This window comes from Amphritea sp. 1_MG-2023, from assembly GCF_030547545.1.
In the GTDB taxonomy this organism is placed as follows: domain Bacteria; phylum Pseudomonadota; class Gammaproteobacteria; order Pseudomonadales; family Balneatricaceae; genus Amphritea.
Genome location: NZ_JAUOQE010000021.1, coordinates 66,009 through 72,387, shown reverse-complemented (window position 1 = coordinate 72,387; position 6,379 = coordinate 66,009). Strand labels below are relative to the sequence as shown.

The following is a 6,379-nucleotide window of genomic DNA, read 5'->3' as shown; positions in this document are numbered from 1 at the left end:
AATTCATTGAACTTCTTTATGAAATCATGACTCAATAACTTTTTTAACTTCATATTTCGGTGATACCTACAAAGCGCATAACAATTTAATAGTCTGCCCTTACAAGGTTTAAAAACTTGCAAGCTTTGCTACCTTGTAAGGTACATTTTCAATCCATGGATGGGAAAGCTATGTACCGTAGAAGCAGAAAGTATCAGGAATCTATGACTCAATTTGCGAGGGCAAGGGCTGCCAGAGAGGAAAAAAGGATTAATGGTGTTCATCCTGAATACCCGCCTGAACTACCTGACTTACGCAGATCAATTGAAATTACAGACTATGATACGGGTACTCCAGTTACCCATCGAATTGAACTATACCGTAGTAACCGCATTGATTGCTATAAGGTATGGGTAAATGGCAAATTATGGAAAGAACGTATAGGTTGGAGTAAAGTTCTGGAAGGTTTAAGAAAAGCCCTACCCCGCCGTACTAATCACTGGTAAGTATGTCCGCTTTTGGCACAAAGCAGACATCCCCCTGGGCAGTATCTATCACAAAACAATAACTAAAGTACTGAGCCAGATATCGCAAAAAACTCACCGCCCCATTCTGTAGGGTAGATTTGGGGAGAAAATCATGAAATATAGCCTTTACTGTGCAATTTTCTCACTAAGTACAAGGCTTACTATGCAATCAAAAGAAATGTAGAAAAAATACGCGAAAGCCTTATTTTACAGGCTTAGAGTCGATTGGAATGAAAAAAAATGGAAGGTTGTTACTAAAAAAATTGGTCGGGACAGCGGGATTCGAACCCACGACCCCTACTCCCCCAGAGTAGTGCGCTACCAGGCTGCGCTATGTCCCGACGATGAACGAAAAGCTAATAAGCTTTGGCGTTCCAATTGAGGTGGCTATACTACGCCAACAATGAACATCTGAAAAGCACTTTTTATCGATTTACTTCACCGATTTCAGCAGCTTACGAATATCCTCTAGTTCAGTGATGGTCTGACGAATCAATTGCTTATAACGGGCAGTATCATCCACGGCTTGCTCGCCATTGAGCCATTGACGGGCACCGCTAATGGTATAGCCTTGATCATGCAGTAATCCTTGGATTTGACGAATAATCAGCACATCTTGACGCTGATAATAACGCCGTCCACTACGTTTAACCGGACGAATTTGTGGAAACTCCCGCTCCCAATAACGCAAAACATGCGCCTTAACATCACACAAACCCGCTACTTCACCAATAGTGAAGTAGCGCTTTGTCGGGATACTGGGCAAATCTTCCGAGACTGAATCAGTCTCCTTCATAGGCTTCCACACGTTCCTTAAGCTTTTGGCCCGGGCGGAATGTCACCACCCGGCGTGCTGAAATAGGCACCTCTTCACCCGTTTTCGGGTTTCGCCCCGGACGTTCACGTTTATCACGCAGGTCGAAATTACCGAAACCAGAGAGCTTTACCTGTTCATTTTCAGCTAGGCTCATACGAATTTCGTCAAAGAAGGCTTCCACCATCTCTTTTGCTTCGCGTTTATTAAGCCCCAGATCTTCATACAGGCGCTCAGCCATATCTGCTTTAGTCAAAGAGCCCATCAGAATACCCCTGTCGATTACACTCTTAATGTAGCACCGAACTCATTTTTCAGTGCAGACACAACAAAATCAATAACTTCGTTGATCTCTTCATCGTTAAGAGTGCGCGAAGGATGCTGCCAGGTCAAGCCCAAAGCGATGCTTTTTTGACCAGGTTCAACACCTTTACCCTGATAAACATCGAACAGGGTCACCGCTTTAAGGTATTCACCACCCTGCTGCAGCGCAACAGCCCGCAGATCTTCAAAGGCTACCGTCTCATTCACCAGTAAAGCCAAATCACGACGGCTCTCAGGAAATTTAGACAAGCTTGTAAAGCGTGGTAAGCCACCGTCCAACAGCACTGACTGAACGATCTCAAACAGGAACACGGGGCCTGTCAATCCAAGACTCTTGACCAACTCAGGGTGCAACGCCCCCATAAAGCCGACGGTTTCACCATTACGCTTAATCGCCGCCGATTGACCCGGGTGCAGGGCAACATGACGCTCTGCGACAAAGCTATATTGATCCGCACAACCACCCAAGCCCAGCAAAGATTCAACATCTCCTTTCAGGTCATAGAAGTCCACGCTGGTGTTATCCGCATTCCAGCCTTCAGACTGACGCGGGCCGCAGATTAAGCCTGCCACAACGTTTTCTTGAATTAGTTGATCACCTTCAGGTAGGAAACGCTGTCCGGTTTCAAATAATCGCACGCGAGCTTGTTGACGATTCTGGTTGTATTGCAACGCCTTTGCCAGACCCGGCCAAATACTCGTACGCATCACCGCCATTTCGGCAGAAATCGGATTAGCCAAGGCTTTCGCCTCATGCTGATCATCAAACTGCGCCGCCAAGCCTTTTTCAATAAAGCTATAGGTAATCGCTTCTTGATAACCACGTCCGACTAACTGAGCCCGAACGCGATTGAGCGTCACTTTAGACTCATCGTTAGCGATCATATTCAGTTCAGCGGTTGGTACTTTAACCGGCAGGTTGTTATAACCATAGACTCGTGCCAGCTCTTCAATCAGATCAATCTCGATACTGATATCGAAGCGATATGAAGGCACCGCAACCGACCACTCACCTTCGGCGCTACGTTCAACGCTCATACCCAAACGGGTCAGAATCTCTTCGATTTCAAGCGCTGGCATTTCAAATGCCAACACCTGATTGACTTTGCTTTGACGCAAGGTCACCGTGGTGGCCGTCGGCAAGTGCTCATCGGCCACCGCTTCTACAACCGGACCGGCCTGTCCACCAACAATATCCAGCAACAGCTGCGTTGCGCGTTCAGTCGCTTTACGCTGTAGCTGCCAATCAACACCACGCTCATAGCGATGCGAGGCATCGGTGTGCAGCCCATAAGAGCGCGCACGTCCCGCAATATTGATCGGGTTAAAGTAGGCACACTCAAGGAAAATATCGCTTGATGCCGCCGTCACACCGGTGGCTTCGCCACCAAAGATACCCGCCATCGCGATCGCTTTATCCTGATCGGCAATCACCAACGTCTTGTCGTCTAACTCAACGTCATTACCATCCAGCAAGGTCAGCTTTTCAGCGGGCTTGGCTTTACGTACGATAATACCGCCATTGAGCTTAGACAGATCAAAGGCATGCATCGGCTGACCGAGCTCGAGCAACACATAGTTGGTCACATCAACCACAGGATCAATCGAACGAATACCACAACGACGTAGCTTTTCAACCATCCACAACGGTGTTGTGGCGGTCGCATCGATATTACGAATCACGCGGCCCTGATAACGCGGACAACTTTCGGGATCTTCTAGCGTGATCGCAAGGGTATCATCGATACTTGGCGCCACTGATTCAATCTCGACATAATTAACCGGCGCTTTATTCAACACACCGACTTCGCGAGCTAAGCCTTCAATGGATAGACAGTCACCACGGTTAGGCGTCAGATCAACATCGATAACAACATCATCGAGGCTTAAATAGTCACGCAGATCCGTACCGACCGGCGCATCGGCGGCCAACTCCATAATGCCGCCATGATCATCGGAAATACCCAATTCATCATCGGCGCAAAGCATACCGAACGATTCAACCTGACGCAGTTTGGCTTTCTTAATCTTAAAGTCACTACCATCGGCAGAACTCAGCACCGCGCCGACTTTGGCGAAGGCCGTTTTCAGTCCACCACGCGCATTTGGCGCACCGCAAACAATTTGAAACGTCTCATTGCCATCAGATACCTGACATACCTGCAACTTGTCGGCATTAGGATGGGGTTCAGCCGACAGGATTTCGCCCACCACCACGCCACTAAACTGACCCGCAACGGGAATAATCTCATCAACTTCGAGACCGGCCATCGTAATCTGATCGGCAATACCCTGCGTATCCGTCGCCGGATTGACCAGTTCACGTAACCACTTTTCACTGAATTTCATAATTCTGTTTCCGAAAATTCTTTATCTACTTTTAAACGATGTCGTTCGCTACCTAGCTCAACTCAACTGATAACTCAGTTAAACTGACCCAAGAAGCGCAAATCGTTTTCAAAGAACAGGCGCAGGTCATTAACGCCATACCGTAGCATCGCCAGACGCTCTACCCCCATACCGAAGGCAAAACCGGTGTACTGCTCCGGATCGATATTGGAAGACTCAAAGACTTTCGGGTGTACGATGCCGCAACCCAAAACTTCCATCCACTTACCATCACCCCGATCAATATCGACTTCGATAGACGGCTCAGTGAAGGGGAAATAAGAGGGACGGAAACGGACTTTGACATTTTCCTCAAAGAACTCCCGCAAGAACTGCTCGAGCGTGCCTTTCAAATCGGCAAAGCTGATATCTTTATCAACGATCAAGCCTTCAACCTGATGAAACATCGGCGAGTGCGTCTGATCATAATCACAACGATAAACACGGCCTGGGCAGATGATCCGAATCGGTGGTTGCTGACTTTCCATGGTGCGCACCTGAACACCCGAGGTGTGCGTGCGTAGCAAAGTATTGGCGTTGAAATAGAAGGTATCGTGCATCGCCCGTGCGGGGTGATGCGAAGGGATATTCAGCGCTTCAAAGTTATGATAATCATCTTCGATTTCAGGCCCTTCGGCGACGGAATAACCGATCCGCGCAAAAAACTCTTCAATCCGCTGCAACGTCTTCGTTACCGGATGCAGACCACCCAATGATTGACCACGCCCTGGCAGAGTCACATCAATCGTCTCTGCCGCCAGTTTCGCGTCTAATGCGGCTGATTCTAGGCTAATACGACGTGCGTTCAGCACATCCTGTAATGCCTGTTTCGCTTCATTAATTTTTGCACCCGCCTGAGGACGTTCTTCCGCACTCAGCGCGCCCAGACCCTTCAATAGCTGGGTAAGATGACCTTTCTTACCCAGATACTGAACCCGCACCTGATCAAGATCTTGTGCGCTTGTTGCCTGTTCTGCAGCCTGCTTGCCTTCAGCCAACAGGATTTGAATGTTTTCCATTTACCGCTCCAGATAAAAATAGGGGAAGAGTTTGCACCCTTCCCCTATCACAACGATCAATACTTACCAGAAGGTAAGGGTGTCTTACAGTGCAGCTTTTGCTTTTTCAACGATAGCAGCAAAAACTTGCGCTTCGTGAACAGCCAAATCAGCCAGCACCTTACGATCGATCTCGATTGATGCTTTCTTCAGGCCAGCAATAAAGCGGCTGTAAGACAAACCATTAATGCGGGCTGCAGCGTTGATACGAGCAATCCACAGCGCGCGGAACTGACGCTTACGCTGACGACGGTCGCGGTACGCATACTGACCAGCTTTAATTACTGCCTGTTTAGCTACACGGAATACACGGCTACGAGCGCCGTAGTAACCTTTAGCTTTTTTCAGGATCTTTTTGTGACGACGGTGTGCGATGACACCACGTTTTACACGTGCCATATTTCTTTCTTCCTAACTGAGAATTTGTGGTTACTACGACTTAGATGTAAGGCAACATACGACGGATCAATTTCTGATCTGCCGCTGCAACTTGCAACATTGGGCGAAGCTGACGCTTACGCTTAGTCGTTTTCTTAGTCAGGATGTGGCTTGTGTAAGACTGTTTGTGCTTAAAGCCTTTAGCAGTCTTTTTAAAACGTTTCGCAGCACCGCTGCAAGATTTCATTTTAGGCATTACTAAATCCCCACGCATTCGTTAATTATCTTTCACCTGAACAAACAACAAAACCCGTCTCTGACTCACGCGGAGACAGCACGGGTTTTACGCTGAAGTCAGATTACTTTTTCTTTTTCGGAGCTATGACCATGATCAATTGGCGGCCTTCCATTTTTGGACGCTGCTCAACGACACCCAGCTCTTCCAGATCTTTTTCGATCCGGTTTAATAGCTGCATGCCTAACTCCTGGTGTGCCATTTCACGGCCACGGTAACGCAGTGTTACCTTGACCTTATCGCCACCTTCAAGGAAACGTATCAGGTTGCGTAGTTTTACCTGATAATCCCCTACTTCCGTATTAGGACGGAATTTGACTTCCTTAACCTGCATCTGCGTCTGCTTCTTCTTCGCAGCATTCGCTTCTTTTTTCTTTTCGTACAAAAACTTACCGTAATCCATCACCTTACAGACGATAGGATCAGAATCAGAAATTTGTACCAGGTCAAGGCCAACTTCTTGTGCCGCCTCTAGGGCGTCTTTGATAGGTACAACACCTATCTGCGTTCCATCTGGACCAATCAACCGACACTCGCGGGCGCTGATATTCTCATTTATAGGCGGCTTATTCCGCTCATTACGCCCTCTTCTGTTATCTCGCTTGATAGCTGTATC

7 protein-coding genes and 1 tRNA gene are annotated in these 6,379 nt (G+C 47.8%); all 8 read right to left on the bottom strand.

Annotated features, from left to right (window positions below; genetic code table 11):
• Window positions 1-770: 770 nt before the first annotated feature.
• The 8 genes from Q4488_RS12265 to infC all read right to left on the bottom strand — a co-directional run bounded on the left by Q4488_RS12265 (window position 771) and on the right by infC (window position 6,370).
• Window positions 771-847, bottom strand: a tRNA-Pro gene (locus tag Q4488_RS12265).
• Window positions 848-939: 92 nt separating this feature from the next.
• Window positions 940-1,302 carry a MerR family transcriptional regulator gene (locus Q4488_RS12260; RefSeq protein ID WP_303580764.1) on the bottom strand — a complete coding sequence of 121 codons (363 nt, stop codon included), beginning with the start codon at window positions 1,300-1,302 and terminating at the stop codon, window positions 940-942.
• On the bottom strand, window positions 1,289-1,585 hold the full coding sequence (ihfA, locus tag Q4488_RS12255) for an integration host factor subunit alpha (RefSeq protein WP_091357359.1): 297 nt from the start codon (window positions 1,583-1,585) through the stop codon (window positions 1,289-1,291). Before ihfA ends, Q4488_RS12260 begins: the two co-directional genes overlap by 14 nt.
• A gap of 17 nt (window positions 1,586-1,602) precedes the next feature.
• Complete coding sequence (gene pheT / locus Q4488_RS12250; protein ID WP_303580763.1) at window positions 1,603-3,993, bottom strand: phenylalanine--tRNA ligase subunit beta; 2,391 nt, start codon at window positions 3,991-3,993, stop codon at window positions 1,603-1,605.
• Between the two features lie 74 nt (window positions 3,994-4,067).
• Complete coding sequence (gene pheS, locus Q4488_RS12245) at window positions 4,068-5,051, bottom strand: phenylalanine--tRNA ligase subunit alpha (protein ID WP_303580762.1); 984 nt, start codon at window positions 5,049-5,051, stop codon at window positions 4,068-4,070.
• Between the two features lie 84 nt (window positions 5,052-5,135).
• Window positions 5,136-5,489, bottom strand: a complete 354-nt coding sequence (rplT, locus tag Q4488_RS12240; RefSeq protein WP_019619998.1) for a 50S ribosomal protein L20 — start codon at window positions 5,487-5,489, stop codon at window positions 5,136-5,138.
• A 40-nt stretch (window positions 5,490-5,529) separates the two neighbouring features.
• On the bottom strand, window positions 5,530-5,724 hold the full coding sequence (gene rpmI, locus Q4488_RS12235) for a 50S ribosomal protein L35 (RefSeq protein ID WP_091357366.1): 195 nt from the start codon (window positions 5,722-5,724) through the stop codon (window positions 5,530-5,532).
• 103 nt (window positions 5,725-5,827) lie between these two features.
• Window positions 5,828-6,370, bottom strand: coding sequence for a translation initiation factor IF-3 (gene infC, locus Q4488_RS12230; protein ID WP_126160090.1), 543 nt, complete (start codon window positions 6,368-6,370; stop codon window positions 5,828-5,830).
• Window positions 6,371-6,379 lie beyond the last annotated feature (9 nt).

Coding starts and splice junctions, on each gene's coding strand:
- Q4488_RS12260 (WP_303580764.1), bottom strand. CDS start 1,302: ATGAAGGAGACTGATTCAGTCTCGGAAGATTTGCCCAGTATCCCGACA.
- ihfA (WP_091357359.1), bottom strand. CDS start 1,585: ATGGGCTCTTTGACTAAAGCAGATATGGCTGAGCGCCTGTATGAAGAT.
- pheT (WP_303580763.1), bottom strand. CDS start 3,993: ATGAAATTCAGTGAAAAGTGGTTACGTGAACTGGTCAATCCGGCGACG.
- pheS (WP_303580762.1), bottom strand. CDS start 5,051: ATGGAAAACATTCAAATCCTGTTGGCTGAAGGCAAGCAGGCTGCAGAA.
- rplT (WP_019619998.1), bottom strand. CDS start 5,489: ATGGCACGTGTAAAACGTGGTGTCATCGCACACCGTCGTCACAAAAAG.
- rpmI (WP_091357366.1), bottom strand. CDS start 5,724: ATGCCTAAAATGAAATCTTGCAGCGGTGCTGCGAAACGTTTTAAAAAG.